The sequence below is a fragment of the Oryzobacter faecalis genome (assembly GCF_046764005.1).
Lineage (GTDB): Bacteria > Actinomycetota > Actinomycetes > Actinomycetales > Dermatophilaceae > Oryzobacter > Oryzobacter faecalis.
The window spans coordinates 271,238-293,604 of record NZ_JBKOFW010000004.1 but is presented as its reverse complement, the minus strand read 5'-3'; the positions used below and the strand labels follow the sequence as shown (position 1 = coordinate 293,604).

Annotated in this window: 21 protein-coding genes; 8 read left to right on the top strand and 13 right to left on the bottom strand. The window is 73.3% G+C overall.

All coding sequences use genetic code 11. The annotated features are described in order from the left end of the window. Nucleotides 1–7: 7 nt before the first annotated feature. Complete coding sequence (gene purE, locus ACK8HX_RS10290; protein WP_411940681.1) at nucleotides 8–496, bottom strand: 5-(carboxyamino)imidazole ribonucleotide mutase; 489 nt, start codon at nucleotides 494–496, stop codon at nucleotides 8–10. A gap of 44 nt (nucleotides 497–540) precedes the next feature. Next, nucleotides 541–1,755 (bottom strand): 5-(carboxyamino)imidazole ribonucleotide synthase, encoded by a 1,215-nt coding sequence (locus ACK8HX_RS10285; protein WP_411940600.1) that lies wholly within the window; start codon nucleotides 1,753–1,755, stop codon nucleotides 541–543. Between the two features lie 39 nt (nucleotides 1,756–1,794). On the opposite strand from ACK8HX_RS10285, the gene ACK8HX_RS10280 reads away from it, so the two are divergent. Continuing rightward, nucleotides 1,795–2,271: a GtrA family protein gene (locus ACK8HX_RS10280; RefSeq protein WP_411940599.1), complete on the top strand. Its 477-nt coding sequence runs from the start codon at nucleotides 1,795–1,797 to the stop codon at nucleotides 2,269–2,271. On the opposite strand, the gene ACK8HX_RS10275 is transcribed toward ACK8HX_RS10280, so the two are convergent. Genes ACK8HX_RS10275 through ACK8HX_RS10255 form a run of 5 tightly spaced genes read right to left on the bottom strand, consistent with a single transcriptional unit; the run spans nucleotide 2,268 to nucleotide 6,269 of the window. Further along, nucleotides 2,268–2,606, bottom strand: coding sequence for a hypothetical protein (locus ACK8HX_RS10275; RefSeq protein WP_411940598.1), 339 nt, complete (start codon nucleotides 2,604–2,606; stop codon nucleotides 2,268–2,270). The two genes, ACK8HX_RS10280 and ACK8HX_RS10275, sit on opposite strands and share 4 nt — an antisense overlap. 57 nt (nucleotides 2,607–2,663) lie before the next feature. Beyond that, the gene (locus ACK8HX_RS10270; protein WP_411940597.1) at nucleotides 2,664–3,686 is read right to left on the bottom strand and encodes a sensor histidine kinase; all 1,023 of its coding nucleotides are present in this window, start codon (nucleotides 3,684–3,686) and stop codon (nucleotides 2,664–2,666) included. A gap of 3 nt (nucleotides 3,687–3,689) precedes the next feature. Beyond that, on the bottom strand, nucleotides 3,690–4,364 hold the full coding sequence (locus ACK8HX_RS10265) for a response regulator transcription factor (RefSeq protein ID WP_411940596.1): 675 nt from the start codon (nucleotides 4,362–4,364) through the stop codon (nucleotides 3,690–3,692). Between the two features lie 34 nt (nucleotides 4,365–4,398). After that, complete coding sequence (locus ACK8HX_RS10260; protein WP_411940595.1) at nucleotides 4,399–5,478, bottom strand: adenylate/guanylate cyclase domain-containing protein; 1,080 nt, start codon at nucleotides 5,476–5,478, stop codon at nucleotides 4,399–4,401. Nucleotides 5,479–5,492: 14 nt separating this feature from the next. Further along, the gene (locus ACK8HX_RS10255; protein ID WP_411940594.1) at nucleotides 5,493–6,269 is read right to left on the bottom strand and encodes a biotin--[acetyl-CoA-carboxylase] ligase; all 777 of its coding nucleotides are present in this window, start codon (nucleotides 6,267–6,269) and stop codon (nucleotides 5,493–5,495) included. 23 nt (nucleotides 6,270–6,292) lie between these two features. On the opposite strand from ACK8HX_RS10255, the gene ACK8HX_RS10250 reads away from it, so the two are divergent. The 3 genes from ACK8HX_RS10250 to ACK8HX_RS10240 all read left to right on the top strand — a co-directional run bounded on the left by ACK8HX_RS10250 (nucleotide 6,293) and on the right by ACK8HX_RS10240 (nucleotide 9,303). Further along, a complete protein-coding gene (locus tag ACK8HX_RS10250; RefSeq protein ID WP_411940593.1) occupies nucleotides 6,293–7,921 on the top strand; it encodes an acyl-CoA carboxylase subunit beta in 1,629 nt (542 codons plus the stop codon). Nucleotides 7,922–8,048: 127 nt separating this feature from the next. Continuing rightward, nucleotides 8,049–8,264, top strand: coding sequence for an acyl-CoA carboxylase epsilon subunit (locus ACK8HX_RS10245; RefSeq protein ID WP_411940592.1), 216 nt, complete (start codon nucleotides 8,049–8,051; stop codon nucleotides 8,262–8,264). Between the two features lie 373 nt (nucleotides 8,265–8,637). After that, complete coding sequence (locus tag ACK8HX_RS10240; RefSeq protein WP_411940591.1) at nucleotides 8,638–9,303, top strand: hypothetical protein; 666 nt, start codon at nucleotides 8,638–8,640, stop codon at nucleotides 9,301–9,303. A gap of 77 nt (nucleotides 9,304–9,380) precedes the next feature. Here the strand turns inward: ACK8HX_RS10240 and ACK8HX_RS10235 are convergent, their stop codons facing one another. Next, nucleotides 9,381–10,052 (bottom strand): MOSC domain-containing protein, encoded by a 672-nt coding sequence (locus ACK8HX_RS10235; protein WP_411940590.1) that lies wholly within the window; start codon nucleotides 10,050–10,052, stop codon nucleotides 9,381–9,383. 67 nt (nucleotides 10,053–10,119) lie between these two features. Here ACK8HX_RS10235 and ACK8HX_RS10230 point away from each other — a divergent pair, with 67 nt between their 5' ends. Together ACK8HX_RS10230 and ACK8HX_RS10225 are read left to right on the top strand one after the other, a co-directional pair. Further along, nucleotides 10,120–11,805 carry a DUF885 domain-containing protein gene (locus ACK8HX_RS10230; RefSeq protein WP_411940589.1) on the top strand — a complete coding sequence of 562 codons (1,686 nt, stop codon included), beginning with the start codon at nucleotides 10,120–10,122 and terminating at the stop codon, nucleotides 11,803–11,805. A gap of 73 nt (nucleotides 11,806–11,878) precedes the next feature. Then, entirely contained in the window at nucleotides 11,879–13,777 is a 1,899-nt protein-coding gene (locus ACK8HX_RS10225) for a cation:proton antiporter domain-containing protein (RefSeq protein WP_411940588.1), read from the top strand. Between the two features lie 19 nt (nucleotides 13,778–13,796). Here ACK8HX_RS10225 and ACK8HX_RS10220 read toward each other — a convergent pair whose 3' ends face one another. Further along, a complete protein-coding gene (locus ACK8HX_RS10220; protein WP_411940587.1) occupies nucleotides 13,797–14,888 on the bottom strand; it encodes a winged helix DNA-binding domain-containing protein in 1,092 nt (363 codons plus the stop codon). 149 nt (nucleotides 14,889–15,037) lie between these two features. On the opposite strand from ACK8HX_RS10220, the gene ACK8HX_RS10215 reads away from it, so the two are divergent. Beyond that, nucleotides 15,038–15,712, top strand: coding sequence for a Maf family protein (locus ACK8HX_RS10215; RefSeq protein WP_411940586.1), 675 nt, complete (start codon nucleotides 15,038–15,040; stop codon nucleotides 15,710–15,712). Between the two features lie 47 nt (nucleotides 15,713–15,759). Here the strand turns inward: ACK8HX_RS10215 and ACK8HX_RS10210 are convergent, their stop codons facing one another. Together ACK8HX_RS10210 and ACK8HX_RS10205 are read right to left on the bottom strand one after the other, a co-directional pair. Continuing rightward, nucleotides 15,760–17,334 (bottom strand): acyl-CoA carboxylase subunit beta, encoded by a 1,575-nt coding sequence (locus ACK8HX_RS10210; RefSeq protein ID WP_411940585.1) that lies wholly within the window; start codon nucleotides 17,332–17,334, stop codon nucleotides 15,760–15,762. After that, complete coding sequence (locus ACK8HX_RS10205) at nucleotides 17,331–18,521, bottom strand: acyl-CoA dehydrogenase family protein (RefSeq protein ID WP_411940584.1); 1,191 nt, start codon at nucleotides 18,519–18,521, stop codon at nucleotides 17,331–17,333. Before ACK8HX_RS10205 ends, ACK8HX_RS10210 begins: the two co-directional genes overlap by 4 nt. 96 nt (nucleotides 18,522–18,617) lie before the next feature. On the opposite strand from ACK8HX_RS10205, the gene ACK8HX_RS10200 reads away from it, so the two are divergent. Next, the gene (locus ACK8HX_RS10200; protein WP_411940583.1) at nucleotides 18,618–19,073 is read left to right on the top strand and encodes a MerR family transcriptional regulator; all 456 of its coding nucleotides are present in this window, start codon (nucleotides 18,618–18,620) and stop codon (nucleotides 19,071–19,073) included. Nucleotides 19,074–19,173: 100 nt separating this feature from the next. On the opposite strand, the gene ACK8HX_RS10195 is transcribed toward ACK8HX_RS10200, so the two are convergent. After that, entirely contained in the window at nucleotides 19,174–21,060 is a 1,887-nt protein-coding gene (locus ACK8HX_RS10195; RefSeq protein WP_411940582.1) for a hemagglutinin, read from the bottom strand. A gap of 302 nt (nucleotides 21,061–21,362) precedes the next feature. Further along, complete coding sequence (locus ACK8HX_RS10190) at nucleotides 21,363–22,286, bottom strand: PfkB family carbohydrate kinase (protein WP_411940581.1); 924 nt, start codon at nucleotides 22,284–22,286, stop codon at nucleotides 21,363–21,365. Nucleotides 22,287–22,367: the final 81 nt, after the last annotated feature.

Below are 22,367 nucleotides of genomic sequence, written 5' to 3'. Positions count from 1 at the left end.
AGGGGGCTCAGCCGTCGGAGCGGCGGGCGCGCAGGCGGGCACCCTTCGCATGCGCCTCGTCGCGCAGGGCGCCGCGAAACTCGGTGAGCGCGGCGCGCAGCCGCTCGGCCTCGGCGCCCTCACCGGCCCCGAGGATGCGGGCGGCGAGCAGCCCGGCGTTGCGGGCACCCCCGACCGACACGGTCGCGACGGGCACCCCCGCCGGCATCTGCACGATCGACAGCAGCGAGTCCATCCCGTCGAGGTACTTCAGCGGCACCGGGACGCCGATGACGGGCAGCGAGGTCACCGACGCGAGCATCCCCGGCAGGTGGGCCGCTCCCCCGGCCCCCGCGACGATGACGCGCAGCCCCCGCTCCTCGGCGGTGCGGCCGTACTCGACCATCTCCTCGGGCATCCGGTGCGCCGAGACGACGTCGACCTCGCACGCCACGCCGAGCTCGTCGAGCGCGGCCACCGCGGCCTCCATGACCGGCCAGTCCGAGTCGGACCCCATGACGACGCCGACGACGGGCGCTGCTCCTCCGGGCTGCTGCTGGCTCACTCGGTCACCACTCCCTGGATGTAGTCGGCGGCGTGGCCGGCCCGCTCCCGCAGGTCGGCGAGGTCGTCGCCGGAGACGTTGACGTGTCCGATCTTGCGCCCGGGGCGGACGCCCTTGCCGTACAGGTGCACCTTGGCCTCGGGGTCGCGGGCCATGACGTGGCGGTAGGTGGGGTAGAGGTCGGGGTAGTCGCCGCCGAGGACGTTGGCCATGACGGTCCAGCGGGCGCGGGGCTTCGGCGACCCCAGCGGCAGGTCGAGGACGGCGCGCACGTGCTGCTCGAACTGGCCGGTGACCGCACCGTCCATCGACCAGTGGCCGGAGTTGTGCGGACGCATCGCGAGCTCGTTGACGACGAACGACGGTGTGCCGGAACCGTCCTCGACCTCGACGCCGCGGCGAGACCCACGCTGTAGCTCGAAGAGCTCGACGGCGAGCACCCCCGTGACGTCGAGCTCACCGGCCACCCGCAGCCCGGCGTGCACCACGGCAGCCGCGAGCCCGGCGTCGAGGTCGGGTGCCGGCGCGAGGACCTCGGTGCAGATGCCGTCGGTCTGGACCGTCTCGACGACCGGCCACGCGACGGCCTGCCCGGACGGGCTGCGCGCGACGAGGACGGCGAGCTCGCGCCGGAACGCCACCCGCTCCTCGAGCAGGAGGCCGGTGCCGTCGGCGCCGGCCCGCGCGAGCCAGTCGGCGAGCTCGTCGGCCGACCCGACGACACGGACGCCCTTGCCGTCGTACCCACCTCGTGGGGTCTTGGCGACGACCGGCCAGCCGACCTCGTCGCCGAACGCCGCGACCTCCTCCACCGTCGACGCGCGCACCCAGCGGGGGCACGGGATGCCGAGCTCGGTGAGCCGCTCGCGCATCGCCAGCTTGTCCTGGGCGAACCGGAGAGCGGCGGGCCGCGGGTGCAGCTCGACCCCCTCGGCGACGAGCAGGTCGAGGACGTCGGCGGGCACGTGCTCGTGGTCGAAGGTCACGACGTCGCACGCGCGGGCGAACGCGAGGACCGCCTCGGCGTCGGTGTGCTCGCCGACGGGCGCGCTGGGGATGACGAGGGCGGCGCTGGCCTCGTCGGACTCGGCGAGGACGCTGAGGGTGACGCCGAGCTCGGCGGCCGGGCCGGCGCACATCCGGGCCAGCTGACCCCCTCCGACGATGCCGACGACCGGGAAGCCACCGGGGGCGCGACGTGGTGTGAGCACGCGGCGAGGATACCGACCGCGCGCTTGTAGGCTCGTCGGGTGCCCACCGCCGCCCCGCCCCCGACCCGCGGGCCCGGCCACCTCGTCGACACCCTCCGCGGCGCGATCGACGTCCTCTACCGCGAGATGATCAAGTTCGGGGTGGTCGGCGCCCTGGCCTTCGTCGTCGACATCGGGCTCGCGAACGTCCTCTGGCACACCGTGCTGTCCGACAAGGTCACGACGGCCAAGGTGATCTCCGGCGCGGTGGCGACGCTCGTCGCGTGGATCGGCAACCGGCAGTGGACCTTCCGCCGTCGCCGCAGCCGTCCCGCCCACCACGAGGTCGCCCTCTTCTTCGGCGTCAACGTCATCGCCCTCGGCATCGCCGCCGCGACCCTGTTCGTGTCCCACTACTGGCTGGGGTTCGAGTCGCGCCTCGCCGACAACGTCGCGACGATCGTCGGCATCGGCCTCGGGACGCTCTTCCGCTTCTGGGCCTACCGCAAGGTCGTCTTCGCCGGCGAACCCCTCTAGGCGGGACCGGCGCGGCTGGTCCCGACCGGCGTCCCGGTGGGCCCGAGGAAGCGCAGCACGACGTTCACGAGGAGCAGGATCGGCACGACGAGGGTCCACATCGTCGGGACCGACCCGAGCAGCCAGCCGAGGACCGTCATCGCGAGGGACGGCCCGGGAAGGCGCTCGGCGAGCACGGTCCCCGCGATCGTGAGCACGCCCCCGCCGACGAGCGTGCCGAACCAGAAGACGACACCGCCGTCGCCGCTGCGGACGGCACGGATCGTCTCGGCGACCCCCAGCACGACGAGGAGGGTGCCGAGGCCGAGCCCGAGCAGGCGCGTGCGCGATCCCACGGGCCAACGGTAGGAGCCGCGGCCCGCCGGTGACCATGGCCCGACCGGGCCACGTCCTCAGCCGGCGGCGGAGAGGAAGAGCGCGAACAGCGGCGGCCGGGCCCGGACGAGCTCGAGGCGACCGCCCGCGGCCTCCGCGAGGTCCCGCGCCAGCGAGAGCCCGAGCCCGCTGCCGGTGGACGACACCGACCGCTCGAAGATGTGCGGGGCGAGCGCGGCCGCGACGCCGTCGCCCTCGTCGGTGACCTCCACGACGACCGAGGGCCCGGCGCGACGAGCGGCGATCTCGACGGTGCCGCGCCCGTAGGCGAGGGAGTTCTCGAGCAGGGTCGTGAGGATCTGCCCGAGCGCCACCGGGGTCGCCCGTACCTGGACACCGCGCTCACCGCTGATGTGGACGCTGCGGCGGGCCGACGCGAACGCCGGCTGCCACTCGCGCTGGAGGGAGGCGAGGACGGAGTCGAGCGAGACCGACGGGTTGGCGTCGACGCCGCTGCGCGTACGGCTCATGAGGTCGTCGACGACCTTGCTGAGCCGCTCGACCTGCCCGATGGCGATCGTCGCCTCCTCCTTGACGACCTCGGGGTCGTCGGTGAGCGAGATCTCCTCGAGCCGCATGAGCAGCGCGGTGAGGGGCGTGCGCAGCTGGTGCGAGGCGTCCGCCGCGAAGTCGCGCTCGGACGCCAGGCGCTTGGCGCCACGCTGCGACCCGCGGGCGAGGGCGGCGTCGAGCCGGTCGACCTCGACGATCCCCGACTTCAGCGGCACCGGCTTGGGGTCGGCGGAGTCACGCTCGGCACGCTCGCCGAGGGTGACGAGCAGCCCGGAGACGCGGTCGGCGCGGGTGTCCGCGACGAGCTTGGCGACGCCGAGGGCGACGAGGGAGGCGACGGCCACGGCCGCGACGAGCGCGGCGACGACGGCAGGGGTCGCCGGGGTGCCGTCGAGGCTGGCGGCGTCCCCGGCGAGGGACGCGAGCGGGTCACCCGGCCACAGGAGCAGCCCCGCCACCGTCCCGCCGACGAGCAGCGAGGTGATGCCGACCGTCTGCGCGGCCGTCGTCGTGAGGACGCGGCGCACGCGTCAGTCCTCCGGCGCGTCGAAGCGGAAACCCACCCCGCGGATCGTCGTGATGTAGCTGGGGTGCGCCGCGTCGTCGCCCAGCTTCTTGCGCAGCACCGAGATGTGCATGTCGAGGGTCTTCGTCGAGCCGTACCAGGCGCTGTCCCAGACGTCGCGCATCAGCTTCTCGCGGGAGACGACCTTGCCCTCGTTGGCGACGAGGACCTTGAGCAGCTCGAACTCCTTGCCGGTGAGCTGGACCTCCTGGCCGCGCAGGAACACCCGGCGGCCCTCGGGGTCGATCCGCACGAGCGCCTCTGGCGGGGCGTTCTCGACGATGCCGCGGCGCAGCAGCGCCCGTGCCCGCGCCAGCAGCTCGGCGAGGCGGAACGGCTTGGTCACGTAGTCGTCGGCCCCGGCGTCGAGCCCGACGACGGTGTCGACCTCGTCGGCACGGGCGGTGAGGACGAGGACCGGCACCGAGCTCCCCTCCTGCCGGAGCCTGCGGCACACCTCCAGCCCGTCCATCTTCGGCAGCCCGAGGTCGAGCACGAGCAGGTCGGGGTTCTGGAGGGCCTGGTCGAGGGCCGACTCGCCGTCGGTGCACACGTCCACGTCGTAGCCCTCGCGCCGGAGCGCACGGGCGAGCGGGTCGGAGATCGCGGGGTCGTCCTCCGCGAGGAGCACCTTCGTCATGCGCCGAACACCATCGTCATGCGGTCGATCGTAGTCACGCCCCGTCCTCTCGCGAGGTGAGGCCACGCCCACCGGGCGCGCGTCGCAGCTCATGGAGGGTCAGGACACCGATGCCGCGGAGCATCCGGCGGCGCCGTTCGGTCGCCGTGAACCCGGACACCTCGCCGAGGAGGTGGGCCATGTCGTCGTCGACGTAGACCTTGCCCGACGGGGTGACGGCGGTGATCCGGCTCGCCTTGTTGACGGTGAGCCCGAAGACGTCCCCGAGGCGCGAGACGACCCGGCCGTGAGCGAGGCCGACCCGCACCGGCGGCAGGAGCTCGTCCTCGCCCATCGCGTCGACGAGGTCGAGGGCGATCGCCGCGGCACCCGCGACCTCCTTGTGGACGAAGAGGACCTCGTCGCCCACCGTCTTGATGACGCGGCCGCCGTGCTCGGTGACGACGTCGCTCGCGAGCAGCTCGAAGCGCTGGACGAGCCGGGCCAGCTGCCGCTCGCTCATCCGGCGCACGAACGAGGTGAAGGACACGAGGTCGGCGAACCCGACGACGCGGTACGGGGCCGAGGGGTCCCACCGCACGGCGGGGTCGGCGTCGGCGAGCATGCGCGAGATGGCGTTCGTCAGGTGGCGGCGCCAGACGTAGACGAGGAGCGGCTCGACGTCGTCGGCGAGCTCGGCGAGGAGGGCGGCGGCGTCGGCGGCGATGCGGGGCTCCGGCACCGACCGGCTGTCCCGGCCCTCGACCTCCTCCGTCCCCGGCGACTCCAGGGACTCCGCGACGAGCTGGGTCTGCCACACGGCGAGCCGGTCGGCGGTGCGCGCGAACGCCCGCGTCATCCCGAGGGCGAGCTCCTCGCTGACCTCGTCGTCCCGGATGAGGCGGGCCACCCGCCTGAGCGCCTCGAGGTCGGCCTCGGTGAACATCGCCTCGTCGTCCTCGACGTTCTGGAAGCCCATGGCGTGCCAGAACCGGCGCGCGGTCGCGGGCTCGACGCCGGCGCCCTCGGAGACCTCGCGACGACCCATCGAGGCCTGCCGCCCGAGGAGGGCCCGCTCGGCCCGCTCGGCGAGCTCGGCCGTCGTCGGGGTCGCGTCCTCGCCGGGCGTGGACATCGCGACCTCCTCCTTCACCCTCGGCGCGACGTGACGTGGACGACGTCACCGGCGGAGACCGCCGTCGTGGCGCCGGCCGGGGTCCGCACGGTCAGTCTGCCGTCATCGTCGACCCCTGTCGCGACACCGGTGCGCACGCGTCCTCCGGGCTCGTGCACCTCGACCTCGCGCCCGATCGTGCCGCACGCCCGGACGTACGCGGCACGGACCTCGCCGCCGGGACCGGTGTCGGCGCGCAGCAGACCGGCGAGGTGGCGCAGGTAGGCCGTGAGGAGGACGGCGCGGTCGACGTCCGGGGCACCGGCGGCCCGCAGCGAGGTCGCGGTGTCGAGCGGGAGGTCGCCGCGCTCGGTGCCGACGTTGATCCCCGTGCCCACGACGACGCCGTCGCCCGACCACTCGCACAGGACGCCGGCGAGCTTGCGGTCGCCGTCGGACGGCACGAGCACGTCGTTGGGCCACTTGAGCGAGGTCACGAGGCCGGCCACCTCGGCCACCGCCTCGCGGACGGCGAGGCCGGTGAGGAGCGGCACCCAGGCCGGTCCTGACGCCGGCGGGGGGACGAGCACCGACACGGCGAGGGCGGTGCCGGCGGTGGTGGTCCAGCTGCGGCCCAGGCGTCCGCGACCGGCCTCCTGCTCCTCGGCGACGACGACGCGCCAGGGCGCGGGGCGGGCCCTCACCTCGTCGTTCGTGGACCCCAGCGAGGCGAAGACCTCGACCGGCAGCCACGGCTCTCCGGGTGTGACCAACGCCGCGTCGAGCGGCCGGGATCGGGGGTTCTGGCTCACGCCCGCAAGGCTAGGCTCGCGACATGTCCACGAGCGACACCCACTCCATCGGCGGCACCGACGTCCACGCGGACATCGACACCACGACGACCGCGGGCAAGCTCGCCGACCTCAAGCGTCGCGTCGCCCTCGTCGCCGGCGCGGGCTCCGAGCGGGCCGTCGAGAAGCAGCACGCCCGGGGGAAGAAGACCGCTCGCGAGCGGCTGGAGCTGCTCCTGGACGAGGGCTCGTTCGTCGAGATGGACAAGTACGCGCGGCACCGCTCGGTGGCCTTCGGCGCCGATGCGAACAGGCCGTACGGCGACGGTGTCGTCACCGGCTACGGCACGGTCGACGGCCGTACGGTCGCCGTGTTCGCGCAGGACTTCACCGTCTTCGGCGGCTCCCTCGGCGAGGTGTTCGGCGAGAAGATCTGCAAGGTCATGGACTTCGCGATGAAGGTCGGCTGCCCGGTGGTGGGGCTCAACGACTCGGGTGGGGCGCGGATCCAGGAGGGCGTGGTCTCGCTCGGCCTGTACGGGGAGATCTTCCGGCGCAACGTCCACGCCAGCGGCGTCATCCCGCAGGTCTCGCTGATCATGGGGCCGTGCGCGGGCGGGGCCGTGTACTCCCCCGCGGTCACCGACTTCACCGTCATGGTCGACCAGACCTCGCACATGTTCATCACCGGCCCGGACGTCATCAAGACCGTCACCGGCGAGGACGTCGGCTTCGAGGAGCTCGGCGGCGCGCGGACCCACAACACGAAGTCCGGTGTCGCGCACTACATGGGCACCGACGAGGACGACGCCATCGAGTACGTGCGGGCCCTGCTGTCGTACCTGCCCTCGAACAACATGGAGGACGCCCCGGTCTTCGGCGGCGAGAACGACCTCTCCGTGTCCGACGAGGACCGCGTGCTCGACACCCTCATCCCGGACAGCCCCAACGTCCCCTACGACATGCACGTCGCGATCGAGGCCGTGCTCGACGACGGCGAGTTCCTCGAGGTGCAGCCGCTGTTCGCGCCGAACATGGTCATCGGGTTCGGTCGGGTCGAGGGCCGCTCGGTCGGGGTCGTCGCGAACAACCCGATGCAGCTCGCCGGCACCCTCGACATCGACGCCTCCGAGAAGGCCGCGCGGTTCGTGCGGACCTGCGACGCGTTCAACGTCCCGATCCTCACCTTCGTCGACGTGCCCGGCTTCCTCCCCGGCACCGACCAGGAGTGGGACGGCATCATCCGCCGCGGCGCGAAGCTCATCTACGCGTACGCGGAGGCCACGGTCCCGCTCGTCACCGTCATCACCCGCAAGGCCTACGGCGGGGCCTACGACGTCATGGGATCCAAGCACCTCGGCGCCGACATCAACCTCGCCTGGCCCACCGCGCAGATCGCGGTCATGGGGGCCCAGGGCGCGGTCAACATCCTCTACCGCAAGGAGCTGAAGAAGATCACCGACAAGGGCGGCTCGGTCGAGGAGGCGCGCGCGGCCTTCATCAAGCAGTACGAGGACGCCCTGGCCAACCCCTACGTCGCGGCCGAGCGCGGCTACATCGACACCGTCATCACCCCGTCGAACACGCGGATGAACGTCACCAAGGCGCTGCGCGCGCTGCGCACCAAGCGCGAGACCCTGCCGCCGAAGAAGCACGGGAACATTCCCCTATGACCTCCTCGCAGGCTCAGAGTTCACGGGGACCCCGCCCCATGACCTCCTCGCAGGCTCGGCTCTCACGGGGACCCCGCCCCATGACCTCCTCGCAGGCTCGGCTCTCACGGGGACCCCGCCCTCTGTCATGACCGACGACCACCGGCCCACGCCCGAGATCCGGATCACCGGCGACGCCTCCGCGGAGGAGGTGGCCGCCCTCGTCGCCGTGCTGGCCGCGGCGTCGGGGGGCGACGACCCGCCGCCGGAGCGCGACGGATCCCGGTGGGCCTCGCACCGTGCGGCCCTGCGCACCTCGGTGCCCCACGGTCCCGGCGCCTGGCGCACCAGCGCCCGCCCCTGACCCAGGACGTCCGGCCCAAGCACCGCCGGGACAACATCGACCAATAGGACGATCTTGACCCAGCCTGTGGATGACGCCGAACTGCTCCGGCCAAGAGTCGCCACCATCGGAGGATGACGGGGCCAGTTCCACGACATCCGTTCCTCACCCGCGACCACCGGGCTGCCGGGGTGTCCGGCGACGGCTCGCCGGTCCTGAGTTCCGCCAGATCCTCCCGGGGGTCGTGGTGGCCGCTCACGTGCCGGACACCGTGGTCGTTCGAGCACGGGCGGTCCTTCTGGTGGCGCCTGCGGGTGCGGTGCTCAGCCACTTCACGGCTGCACGGATGTGGGGTGGGCGCGTTCCGGACAACGAGTGGACGCACGTCTCCTTCATGCGCGACGTCCGCTTCCGTATCCGCGGGGTCAAGCCGCACCGGTACCGCCGGAGGCTCGAGATCACGAAGTGGCACGGCCTGCCCATCACCTCTCCGGGCCAGACGTTCTGCGACATGGCCCGCTTCCTCGGACTCGTCGACCTCGTCGCGCTCGGCGACAGCCTGGTCCGCAAGAAGCGCTTGTCACCCGAAGAGCTCGTCGAGTACGCCACCGGATGGGAAGGGCAGTTCAGGAACGAGGTCGTCGAGGCAGCAGGGATGGTCCGTGCGGGGGTCGACTCCTCGCCAGAGACGGCGCTGCGGCTCCTCATGGTCCTTGCGGGCTTCCCCGAGCCGGAGGTCGACATCCACGTCGAGGACCGCGACGGCTCGGTGCGGTTCAGGATCGAGCTCGGCTACGAGGAGCACCTCCTCGCGATCGAGTACGACGGCCGGTGGCACGAGACCACTGAGCAGCGGGCCAAGGACGGGGCTCGTCGCGGACACCTCTCGTCGGTGGAGGGCTGGACGTTCGTGGTGGTGACCGGGGACGAGCTGTTCCAGGAGCCCGAGGCGCTGCTCGCGCGGAGGGCCTCGGTGGCTCGGGCCCTCGGCATCCCGGTTCCCGAACGACTTTCGGACGCCTGGCGGCGGCACTTCCGCGTCATCCTCACGGCGGCCTGAGACCTGCCACGCCACGGGCGTGACAACATCGCCCTATTGGTCGATGTGCGCACCGTGCGGCCAGTGGAGAGAGCGGCTCAGTGGTCGGTGGGGGTGCGGCGGGCGACCTTCCGCTCGAGGGTGGCGTGGTCGCGGTCGTCGAGGATGCCGGCATCGAGCACGCGCCGGGCGAGGTCGAGGTCGCCGGTCAGGCCCCGGAACACCTCCGGCACGGTGAGCCCACCCGCCGGACGCGACACCACCTCCACCGGGTCACCCCTGCTGATCCGGCCCGGCTGGACGACGGAGAGGTAGGCCCCCGTCCGGCCGCGCTCGGTGAACCGCCGCACCCAGCCGCGCTCGCCCATCCACGCGGCGAAGGTCGCGCACGGGATGCGCGGGCCGGACACCTCGAGCAGGGCCGTTCCCACACGCCAGCGCTCCCCCACGACCGCGGCGTCGACGTCGAGGCCGACGGTCGTGAGGTTCTCGCCGAAGACGCCGTCATGGAGGTCCCGGCCCACCTCGGCGGCCCACCAGTCGAGCTCCTCGCGCGCCACCGCGTACACCGCCTGGCGCGACCCTCCGTGGTGCCTGCGCGCGACCACGTCGTCCTCGACGACCCCGCTGCCGAGCCCGCCCCGCTTGGGTCCGGGGTCGCGCACCTCGACCGACGCGACCGGCCGCTTGTCGATGGCCGTGTCGCGTCCGCGTGGCTCGATGCCGGGCCGGGGCCGACCCACGTTGACCGACCGGATGTACACGTCCACCCGCCGAAGGCTAGGCGACGGAAACCCGGGGGCCCCACGTCGGTCGCCTCGGGTAGCGTCGCCGACCGTGACCGAGACCCCCGTGCTGCGCCAGCCCACCGCCGTCGATGCCGTCGCAGAGGCCCACTTCGACGCCGTCGTCGCCGCCAGCCCCATCGAGGCGACCTACCTCGGTGTCCCGGGGCACGACGACGACCTCGACGACCTCTCCCCCGACGGGTACGCCCACCACGCGCAGCTCGCCCGCGACACGCTGGCCCGGCTGGCCGCTGCGCAGCCCGTCGACGACGTCGACCGGGTCACGGTCGCCGCGATGCGCGAGCGGCTCGGCCTCGCCGTCGAGTGGCACGAGGCCGGCTACGACCGGATGCAGCTCAACGTCCTCGCGTCGCCGCTCCAAGGGGTCCGCGACGTCCTCGACCTCATGCCCACCCAGACCCAGGAGCAGTGGGCGACGATCGCCGCGCGCCTCACCAAGGTCCCCCGCGCCCTCGACCAGTACCTGGCGACGCTCGGCGAGTCGGCCGACCGAGGGCTGGTCACCCCGCGCCGCCAGGTGGTCGAGTGCGTGCGGCAGTGTGCCGACCTCACCGCCGACGACGGCTTCTTCGCGACCTTCCTCGCCGAGGCCAGGGCGGGCGAGGACGACCTCGAGGGCGCCGTCGCCGCCGACCTGCGCCGGGGTGTCGAGGCCGCGGCCCGGGCCTACCGCGACGCGGGAGAGCGGCTGCGCACCGAGCTGCTCGACCGTGCCCCCGAGTCCGACGCCGCCGGCCGTGAGCGCTACCAGCTGGCGAGCCGCCAGTTCCTCGGCGCCACCGTCGACCTCGAGGAGACCTACGCCTGGGGCCAGGAGGAGCTCGCCCGCATCGACGCCGACATGCGCGCGACCGCCGAGCGCATCCTCCCCGGCGCCGGTGTCAAGGAGGCCATCGCCCACCTCGACCACGACCCCCGCTACGTCCTCCACGGCACCGACGCGCTGCGCGCGTGGATGCAGGGCAAGGCCGACGAGGTCATCGCCGACTTCGCCGACACCCACTTCGACATCCCGGACCCGGTCCGCACCATCGAGGCACGCATCGCCCCCACCCAGACCGGGGGCATCTACTACACCGGCCCCAGCGACGACTTCGCCCGTCCGGGCCGGATGTGGTGGTCGGTGCCCAAGGGCGTCACCGAGTTCGGCACCTGGCGCGAGCTGACGACCGTCTACCACGAGGGCGTCCCGGGCCACCACCTCCAGATCGCGCAGACCATCCACCGCCGCGAGCTGCTCAACCGCTGGCGCCGGATGATGTGCTGGACGAGTGGGCACGGCGAGGGCTGGGCCCTGTACGCCGAGCGCCTCATGGCCGAGCTGGGCTACATGGACGACCCCGGCAACTACCTCGGGCTCCTCGACGGTCAGTCGCTGCGGGCCGCGCGCGTCGTCCTCGACATCGGCGTCCACTGCGGCTTCGAGGCCCCGGCCGAGGTCGGCGGCGGCGCCTGGGACTACGACAAGGCCTGGGCCTTCCTCGACGCCCACGCGAACCAGGGCGAGGAGATGCTGCGGTTCGAGCTCAACCGCTACCTCGGCTGGCCCGGCCAGGCGCCGAGCTACAAGATCGGCGAGCGGCTGTGGATGCAGCTGCGCGACGAGGTCGCCCGCCGCGAGGGAGATGCGTTCTCGCTCAAGGACTTCCATCGACGCGCGCTCGACGTCGGGTCCGTTGGCCTCGACGTGCTGCGGGAGGCCGTGCTCGGCTGACGCGCCGCCCGGCGGCAGGGGCCGTCACGGGACGTGCTCGCCCTGCGGCACCCCGTCGGGGCAGGATCTCCCCGTGGAGCTCGCCCTGCTGCTCGTGGCCGTCGTCCTCGTCGTCATCCTCGTGAGCCGCGCCATCGCGCCCGTCGGCCTCCCGACGCCCTTGGCGCTCCTGGGCGTGGGGGCGGTGCTGTCGTTCGTGCCGGCCCTGCCCGACGTCCGGCTCTCGAGCGACGTCGTCCTCCTCGGCCTGCTGCCGCCGCTGCTCTACGCGGCCGCCCTGCAGACCTCGCTCCTCGACATCCGCACGTTCCGGGCGAAGATCCTCAGCCTGTCCGTCGGGCTCGTCCTGTTCACCGCGTTCGGGGTCGGCCTCGTCGCCTGGCTGCTCCTGCCGATCCCGTTCGCGCTCGCCGTCGCGCTCGGCGCCATCGTCTCGCCCCCGGATGCCGTGGCCGCCACCGCCGTCGCGCGCCGCATCGGCCTCCCCCGGCCCATCCGGACCATCCTCGAGGGCGAGTCGCTCCTCAACGACGCGACGGCCCTCGTCACGCTGCGCACCGCGCTCGCCGCCGCCGGTCTCGCCGCCCACGGCGCCGGCGACCACGGCCCCGAGGACGTCACGGTGATGTCGGTGTCGCAGGACCTGCTCATCGCCTCCTTCGGGGGCGTGGCGGTCGGTGTCGTCGCGTACCTCCTCATCGGCACCCTGCGCCGCCAGCTCACCGAGGTGCCCGCCGACACCGCCCTGTCGTTCGTCGCCCCGTACCTCGCCTACGTCCCGGCGGAGCAGGTCGGGGCCTCGGGCGTCCTCGCGGTCGTGACGACCGGACTCCTCCTCGCCCACCGCGCCCCTTCGCTGCAGAGCGCGCCGTCGCGCCTGTCCGAACGGATCAACTGGTCGAGCATCACCTTCGTCCTCGAGAACGCCGTGTTCCTCCTCATCGGGCTGCAGGTCTCCGCGCTGCTGTCCGACGTCGGCTCACAGAACCTGGGCCGCACCCTCCTCGTGGGGCTCGCCGTCCTCGTCGCGTGCCTCGTCCTGCGACCGGTGTGGATGCTCGGGCAGGCGGCGATCTGGCTCGCGGTGCACCGGGTCGACCCGGAGGTCCGGCGGACGAGGCTGCGCAGCGCCGCGCTCGGCTCGTGGGCGGGGATGCGCGGGGTCGTCACGCTCGCGGCCGCCCTCACCCTCCCCGAGGAGACGCCGCTGCGCGCCGAGCTGCTCGTCATCGCCCTCGTCGTCACCGTCGGCACCCTCGTCCTGCAGGGGACGACGCTGCCGGCCCTGGCGCGCGCCCTGGACGTCCGCGGCCCCGACCCCCGCGAGGACGCCCTCGTCGAGGCGACCGTCCTCGGGGCGACGACCGGCGCCGGGCTGCGCCTCGTCGAGGCCGACCCGGCCGCCGACCCGGCCGTCATCGGCACCCTCCAGTCGATGGCGGAAGCGCGCGTCAACCGGGCGTGGGAACGCCTCGGCACGCTCGGCCCGGCCGACGACGAGACCCCGAGCGAGGCCGCTGCCCGGCTGCGGACCACGATGATCCGCGAGGAGCGCGCCGAGCTGCTCCGGATCCGCGACGCCGGGCAGGTCGACCACGCGGTCCTCACGACGATCCTCGGCCAGCTGGACGCCGAGGAGACCGCGCTCGCCTGGGCGGCCACGCGCGGGGCGGCGCTGCGCGAGTCGCCCCTGCGGCCTCCGGACCGGATCGTCGGCGGCTGCGAGCACCTCCTCGCCACGGAGGTGCCGGTGCCGCCGCGGACCGCCGAGGGCTGCCCGACCTGCCTCGCCGAGGGAATGCGCTGGGTGCACCTGCGGGCCTGCGCCCACTGCGGCGCCGTCGGCTGCTGCGACTCCTCCGAGGGCCGGCACGCCTCGGCGCACGCCGCGGAGGCCGGCCACCCCGTGATGCGCAGCATCGAGCCCGGCGAGGCGTGGCGCTGGTGCTACGTCGACGAGGTGCTCGGCTGACGCCGCGGCGCCACGCCCCTCACGCGGTCGCGACCTCGACCCCGCCCGGCACGCCGTCACCGAGGAAGGTGGCCAGCGCCCTCCCCTCCTCGACGACGGCATCGGCCTCGGTGGGGCTGAGGGCGCGCAGGAGCTCGACGGCGACCGTCACGCCCGTCCCGTCGGGGGCGCGACGCGGCACCCAGACCGCCGCCACGCGCCCGTCGACGAGGACGAACCTCGCACCCGCGACCGACAGGCGGCGGTGCTCGTCGTCGATGACGCGGCGCCGGTCGTCGTAGCCGAGCACGGTGTTGTCGAACGCCGGGAGGAACCGCACCGGCACCTCGACGTCGTCGTCCGGGAGCGACCCGCCGGGGAGGTCCAGCAGCTCGCGGCCGGACTCGTCGCGGTAGCCGACGAGCGAGGGGCGCAGCTCCGCGACGACCGCCGGCAGCCCCGGGACGCCGCACCAGGCGCGCAGGTCCGAGCCGGACGCAGGGCCGAACGCAGCCAGGTAGCGGAGCACCATCGAGGCGAGGACGTCAGGCGGTGCCTCCGGCTCGCGGCCCAGCCAGGCCGCCACCGTCGTCAGCCGGGCCGGACCGGTGCGCCCCCACACCCCGCGCGGCGGCACCTGGACGAGGGCCAGGAGGCAGGTGAGGGCGTCACCCAGTGCGCGCGCCTCGACGTGCGGCCACCGCACGCCGACCTCACGGGCGACGTCGACGGCGGTCCGCGGCTCGGCGGCGAACAGCGGCGCGGCCGCGGCGGCGAGCTCGTCGAGGTCGATGCCCTCGAGGGTGCGCCGGTACAGCCCGAGCATCTTCGTCACGAGCATGCCCTGGTGGGCCGGGCGCAGCGCGAGGCAGTCGGCGGCGGTGTGCAGGTGGAGGGTACGGCGCATCGTCAGCGTGCGCACCAGCCCGCGGTGCTCGAGCGCCCCGGCCAGCGCCGACGGCTCGAAGCCCTCGAGGCGGGACCAGAGCCCGGTGTAGGGCTCCAGGGGCTCCTGGGCCTGGAGGCCGACGAGGTGGGTGAGGGCGTCCTCGACCGACCGGTCGTGGCGCCGGAGCAGCAGCTGGCGGTCGAGGGTCGCGAGCGTGAGCCGCCGCCGCTCGATCGTCTCCACGCGCCGAACCTACCGACGACCACCGACGCCGCGCCCCCTCACCGTCGGCCCCCGGTCGAGTGGTCACGACACGCTGACCGGTGGAGCCGACCATCAGCGTGCCGTGGCCACTCGACGGCGGGGCCGGCCGCGTCGTTACGGTGGTCCCCGTGACCGACGCCCCCGCCCCGACGCTCCTCCTCGCCTCCGCCTCCCCCGCGCGGCTGGCGACCCTGAGGGCGGCGGGCATCGACCCGGCCGTCCGGGTCTCCTCCGTCGACGAGGACGCCGCCGTCGCCGCGGCCGAGGAGGTCCACGGCGCCCTCGAGGCCTCCGACGTCGCCCTCCTCCTCGCCCGCGCCAAGGCCGAGGACGTCGTGGAAGCGCTGGAGGCCGACGACGCCGACGACGTGGACGGCGGCCTCGTCCTCGGCTGCGACTCGGTCCTCGAGCTCGACGGCGAGGTCCACGGCAAGCCCGCGGACGCCGCCGAGGCCACCGAGCGGTGGCGCCGGATGCGCGGACGAAGCGGCGTCCTCCACACCGGGCACTGGCTCGTCGACACCCGCGACTCCGAGGACGGCGGCACCGGGGGGATGGTCGGCGGGACGGCCTCGACGACCGTGCACTTCGCCGAGCTCACCGATGCCGAGGTCGAGGCGTACGTCGCCACCGGCGAGCCGCTGCGGGTCGCCGGCGCCTTCACCCTCGACGGCCTCGGCGGCCCGTACGTCAGCGGGATCGAGGGCGACCCGAGCAACGTGGTCGGCGTCTCGCTCCCCCTCGTGCGCGAGCTGCTCCGCGAGCTCGGCGTCGCCTGGCACGACCTGCGCGCGACGAGCTGACCGAACGCGAACCGCGGCGCCGAGCGCACGCCGTCTGCCGGCGGGCCTCAGACGGGAGGGACGTCCCGGCGCTTGTCGGCGAAGTGCCGGTCGCGCCGGGATGCGTACCGCAGCCGCCGGAGCAGCTCGCCGCGCAGGTCCTCGGCCTCGACGACCTGGTCGATGACGAGGTCGGCGGCGAGCCTCTCGAGGTCGACGTCCTCCTCGTACTCGGCCCGGCGGGCGGCCACGAACGCGTCGCGGGCCTCGACGCCCTCGGCGGCCTCGACCTCGGCGATCTTGTTGGCGTACACCGCGTTCACGGCGGCCTCGGGGCCCATGACCGCGATGCGGGCGGTGGGCAGCGCGATGGTGGCGTCCGGGCCGAAGCCCGGGCCGCCCATCGCGTACAGCCCGGCGCCGTAGGCCTTCCGGACGACGACGCAGAACTGGGGCACCGTGGCCGACGCGACGGCCGACACCATCTTCGCGCCGTGCCGGATGATGCCGCCGCGCTCGACCTCGGAGCCGATCATGAAGCCCGGGACGTCGGCGAGGTAGACGAGCGGGACGGAGAAGGCGTCGCAGAGCCAGATGAACCGCGCGGCCTTGTCGGCGGAGTCGGTGAAGAGCACCCCGCCCTTGACGGCCGAGTTGTTCGCGACGATGCCGACCGTCTCGCCGTCCATCCGTCCGAAGCCGACGACGAGCTCGGCGGCGAACAGCGGCTTGACCTCGAAGAAGCTGCCCTCGTCGACGAGGCCGTCGATGACGTCGTGGACGTCGAACGGCTGGCTCTCGCGCTCGGGGACGGTGGCCCGGGTGAGGGGCGCCGACGGCTGCTCCGGGTGGTACGTCGGCAGGGGCGAGCGCCAGCTGTCCGGGAGGTAGCTGAGGTAGAGGCGGGCGAGCTCGATCGCCTCGGCGTCGTCGTGCGCGAGGAGGTCGCCGACCCCTGAGACGGTGCAGTGCATCCGCGCCCCGCCCATCTCCTCGAGCGAGACCTTCTCGCCGACGACCATCTCGGCCATGCGCGGGCTGCCGAGGTACATCGAGGCGTTGCCCTCGACCATGATGATGACGTCGCAGAAGCTGGGGATGTAGGCGCCACCGGCCGCGGACGGGCCGAACAGGCAGCAGATCTGCGGCACCTTGCCCGACAGGGCGACCTGGTTGTGGAAGATCCGCCCGGCGCCGCGACGGCCCGGGAACATCTCGACCTGGTCGGTGATCCGCGCGCCGGCACTGTCGACGAGCCAGAAGACGGGCAGCTCCTCGCGCAGCGCGGTCTCGGTGGCGCGCACGATCTTCTCGACGGTGCGCGCCCCCCACGACCCGGCCTTGACGGTGGGGTCGTTCGCGATGACGACGACCGGTCGCCCCTCGACCGTGCCCCGGCCCGTGACGACCCCGTCGGCGGGCAGACCCGGCGCGAGGGCGTTGGCGAACCTGCCGTCCTCGACGAACGACCCGTCGTCGAGGAGCAGGGCGAGGCGGTCACGGACGTAGAGCTTGCCCTGCCGCTCGAGCTTCGCCGCCGCGGCCTCGGTGGGCCGGGCCGAGGCCTCGAGGGCACCCTCGAGGCGTCGGCGGACGTCGGCGACGCGCGGGTCGCCGAGCGCGGGGTCGGGGGTCGAGGTCATGCCGTGGGGAGGCCGAGGCCCTTGGCGATGACCATCCGCTGCACCTCGGAGGTGCCCTCGCCGATCTCGAGGATCTTCGCGTCGCGGTAGAAGCGGGCGACGGGGTACTCCTCCATGAAGCCGTTGCCGCCGAAGACCTGCGTCGCGATGCGCGTGGCGCTCACCGCGGCCTCGGAGGTGTACAGCTTCGCGACGGCGGCGGCCTGCTTGACCTCGGCGACCGAGCGGCGACCGGCCTCGTGCTCGTCCTTGAGCCACGCGGCGCGGTAGGTGACCAGCCGCGCGTTCTCCTCCATGACGGCGAGGTCGGCGATGGGGAACGAGACACCCTGGTTGACCCCGATCGGCTTGCCGAACGCCGTTCTCGTGGAGGCGTACCGGATGGCCTCCTCCCGCATCCGGGTGATGAGGCCGAGGGCGAGGGCGCTGATGGCGATGCGCCCGTCGTCCAGGGTCTTGAGGAACTGGCGGAAACCGTGACCCTGCTCGCCGAGGAGGTTGCCCTCGGGGACGCGGCAGCCGCTGAAGGACAGGCCGTGGGTGTCGGAGATGTTCCAGCCGAGCTTGTCGTAGGCCGGCTCGACCGTGAACCCCGGTGTGCCGGAGGGGATCATGATCGCCGAGATCTCGGGGCGGCCCTCGGCGTCGGTGCCGGTGCGGGCCGTGACGGTGACGACCGAGGTGATGTCGGTGCCGGAGTTCGTGATGAAGGCCTTCGCGCCGTCGACGACCCACTGGCCGTCCTCGAGGACGGCCTTCGTGCGCGTGGCACCGGCGTCGGACCCGGCGTCGGGCTCGGTGAGGCCGAAGCCCGCGAGCGCCCGACCTGCGACGAGGTCGGGGAGGAAGCGCGCCTTCTGCTCCTCGTCGCCGTAGGTGAGGATCGGGTTGATGCCCAGTCCGACACCGGCCGAGAGCGTGATGCCGATCGACTGGTCGACGCGGCCGAGCTCCTCGATGGCGATGCACAGGCTCGTGAACGCACCGCCGTCGGCGTCCTCGAGGGAGCCGCCGTACTCCTCGGGGACGACGAGGCCGAACAGGCCCAGCTCGCCCATCCGCGGCACGAGGTCTGCGGGGAAGTGGTGCTCGCGGTCCCACTGCGCGACGTGCGGCTCGACGGCCTCCGTGGCGAACTCGCGGACGACGGTCCGGAAGTCCTCGTGGTCCTTGCCCAGCTCGAACATCGGCGCTCCTTCGCGCGGTGGGCGCCCGGGTCTCGGGCGCTCGGGGTGCGGTCACGTTCTTGACGTTGACGTCAACGTAAAGCAATACTCCCCGGTATGCCAACCCCCAGCGCCACCGCGGCCCGCTCCGCCGGCTCAGCCGGCTCCGCCGAGGCCGCCGAGGAGGCCCACGATCGCGGCCGCACGTGGTCGATCGCGCAGGTCGCCGACGAGTTCGGGGTCACCCACCGCACGGTGCGCCACTACGAGGACCTCGGGCTCATCTCCCCCGAGCGGCGCGGCACCACCCGCGTCTACCACCGCCGCGACCGCACCCGGCTCGGCCTCATCCTCCGCGGCCGCCGCCTCGGGTTCCCCCTCGACGAGATCCGCACGATCATCGACCTCTACGACGCGCCCCGCGGTCGCCGCAGCCAGCTCGAGTACGTCCTCGACCAGATCGACGCCCGCCGCGCCGACCTCGAGCAGCGCCGGCGCGACCTCGACGCCGCCCTGTCCGAGCTCACCGAGTTCGAGCAGCGGTGCCGCAGCGACCTCGACTCCCTGGCCTGACGCGCGCGCACGGAGCGGGGCCGGCCTCCCGCCTCAGGAGACCGACCCCGCCGGCGGTCAGCCCGTCGTCACCGGTGACGGGCCGACCGCAGTCCTGCGATCACGGGCTGGAGACCGTGCCTCCGTTCGAGATCGTCAGCGCGGTGGTCTCGTGGCAGCTGCCCGGGATGTCGCGCTGGGCCGAGTTGTCGCTGTCGTAGGCGACGAGCCAGGAGTAGGAGCCGCTGGCCGTGACCGCGGTGGTGTTCGACGTCGACGCCTGCTGCGGAGACGCCCCGGCGACCGCGACGTCCACCGGGCCGTACACGACGGTGCCGGTGCAGTTCGCGCTGGCGTAGAGCGTGAACGTCACGTCACCGGCCAGAGCCCCACCGGCGGGTGCCGAGATGGTGGCGGTGTCGTTCGGGACCCAGCGCTGCGCGGTCGTCATCGACGACGCGACGGTGTTGACCGTGACGTCCTCGCCGGTGTCCGTGCAGTCGGAGTTGTGCGTCACACCGAGGGTGTTCGGCAGGTTGCCGCTGTACACGGCGACCCAGTGGTAGTCACCGGCGGCCGTCGGCACGAACTGCGGGTTGGGCGAGTCGTATGTGCCGTTGCCACTCACCGCGACCGTGGGCGAGGTGTACACGAGTGCTCCACAGCCGGTCGTGCTCGGGCCGTACAGCTTGAACGTGATCGTCCCGCCGGCGGCGGCGCCAGCGGTGCCGGTCAGGTTGATGACCGGGTTGGCCGGCTGGGTGGCCGTGCCACCCAAGGTGGCCTGGTCGGTGACCGCGTTGCCGAGGAAGACGTCAGCACCGGCCGACGTCGACAGCGTCGCCGTCACGGGGTTGACGACGAAGCACTCGGTGGCCGACGAGTCGCTCGAGCCGGGGATGCCGTTCGCGCTGTCACCGCTGAAGACGGCTCGCCAGCAGTACCGGCCGGCCGACGTCACGTAGGCCGTGGGCGAGTTCACGGTCACCGGGTACGAGGCGCCGCTGAGGTTCGTCGACCCGACGCTCGTGCCGCCTGTCGTGCACAGCCCGGGCGAGTCGACCTTGCAGAGGAAGAACGCGACCGAGCCTGCGGGGGTGGCGGTGCCGCCCGCGATGTTCACGACGGCCGAGTCACGGACCGCTGCCACACCGGTGCCGATGGAGATCCCACCGGAGCCGATGACCGAACCGGTGGACGTCTGGGGCGTCGTCACGGTCGTCGAGGTGCAGTTCGTGATCGGGGGGGCCGTCTGCAGGATCGTGTCCTTGTAGTCGGCCGTGTCCGAGTTGCCGGTCACCGTGCTGGGGATCGTGTTGGCGAAGACCCGGCACGCGGTGCTGCCACCGAAGATCGTGTCCGTGAGGTTCACCGCTGCCTCGCCGAAGAAGCCGTCCGGGCTGTACTCGGCCTGCGAGACGGCGGCGTCGAGCGGTGCGCCGGGGGGGCTCAGCGTCAGGTTCGGAGCGGTTCCCGACCAGACTCGCAGGAAGAGGTCACGACTGCCGCCCTGCTGGTCCCAGAGGATGAGGAAGTCCCCCGCCTTGCGGTTCGCCCACGGGTTGCAGTTCGCGATGAGCTGCTCCGCTGTTGCCGTCCCGTACGCACACGCGGCGGGGGCGGCGTCCTGCATGAACTCGTACGCGATGAAGCCACTGCCGGTCGAGTTGTCGCGCTCCCACGCGAAGTACAGCCAGTCCTTGCCGGCCTCGCGCTCGGTGTCGAGCCAGGCGCCGCGCAGGTCCACCTGGCCGTTGGGGTTGGTCAGGCCGAGGGTCGGCACCGCGTCGCCGTGGATGACGCCGATCTTCGTGGTGTTGGAGTTGAGCGGGCCGAGCTCCTTGACGTTGCCCTCGGGGTCCTCGAGGAAGGCGGTGTTCGGGTCGGGGACGTTGCCGTCGATGACGAACGGGCCATCGGCCGCCATGGCCGCGGGAGCGGCGATCAGCGCGACGGGGGCGAACGTCAGGGTCGCGAGGAGCGCGACCGTGGTGCCGTGCGCGCGCAACCTGCGGCGACGGACGGAACGGGTGGTTGATACGGGCGCGGCAGCAGCACGTGCCCAGTGCAAGACGGACATACCTGGTCCTCCGGGAACCTCGGTCGGTCATCGACGGGCTCGAGGCGTGAGCCCGCGTCACGTGCCGGTGCACGTCATGACCGCGTCCGGTTCAGGGCCCCCGCGAGTCGGGTCCGGGTGCGGTGGTGGTCACCCACCGAGAAGTGACTATGCCCGTGTGCCGCACCGCTGCCCATGACCCGAACGAGCCATTTCCCCCGTTCCTGAGAGCTTCGTGAGGGCCGCTTGGCTCAGCGCGCGGCGAGCCGCAGGAACGCGTCGATCTCCGCCCTCGTCGGTGCGGTGTCCGGGCCCCGCCTGGTCACCTTGATGGCACCCGCGGCGTTGGCGCGCCGGGCCGCCTCGGCCCACGTCGCCCCTGCCGCGCGCTCGGCGAGGAGGACGCCCGTGTGGGTGTCGCCGGCCCCGTTGGTGTCGACCGGCCGCTGGGGGTGCCCGGGGAGGTGCGTGCTGCGTCCGCCCTCCCTGACGGTGCAACCACGCGGTCCGTCCCTGACGATCGTGACCGAGCCGGCGGGGAGCAGGGACTCGACGACGAGGGCCGCCTCCTCCGTCCCCGTGACGCCCGCGAGCGACGCGGCCTCGTCGGCGTTCCCGGTCCAGACGTCCGTGCGGGCGAGGACGGTCTCGCGGGTGCGGTGGTCGAGCTCGGCGAAGGTCGCACCGGGGTCGAGGACGACGACGACCTCCTCGGCGAGCGACCCGAGCCACTCGACGAGGGGGTCCCGCGTCCGACCGACGAGCGAGTAGCCGCTGACGCAGACGAGGTCCCCGGCCTCGGGGGCGCAGGCGTCGAGCGAGGCGACGCTGATGTGTCGCTCGGCGCCCTGGGTCGTGACGAAGGACCGCTCGGCGCTGGGCTCGACGAGGACGACGCACACCCCGGTGTCGAGGTCGGCGACGGCGGGAGCGGAGAGCGCCACGCCCTCGGCCGCCAGCGCCGCCCGGACGAGGTCGCCGTTCGGCCCGGTGCCGACCGACCCGGCGTGCACGCACGTGGCCCCGGACCGGGCGGCGGCGAGCAGGATCGTCACGGCGCCACCGGCGTACCGCTCGTACGAGGTCGCCATGACGTTGCCGCCCCGCCCCGGCAGGATCGGTACCTCCATGACGGCGTCGACGAGGGCCTGCGCGGTGTGGATGACGCGGGGCATGCGGCCGAGTATGCCGGGACGGGTCCGCTCGGACCGCCGGCCCGACCGGCGAAGGGTGGTCACCGGCTGCCCGGCGGGCTT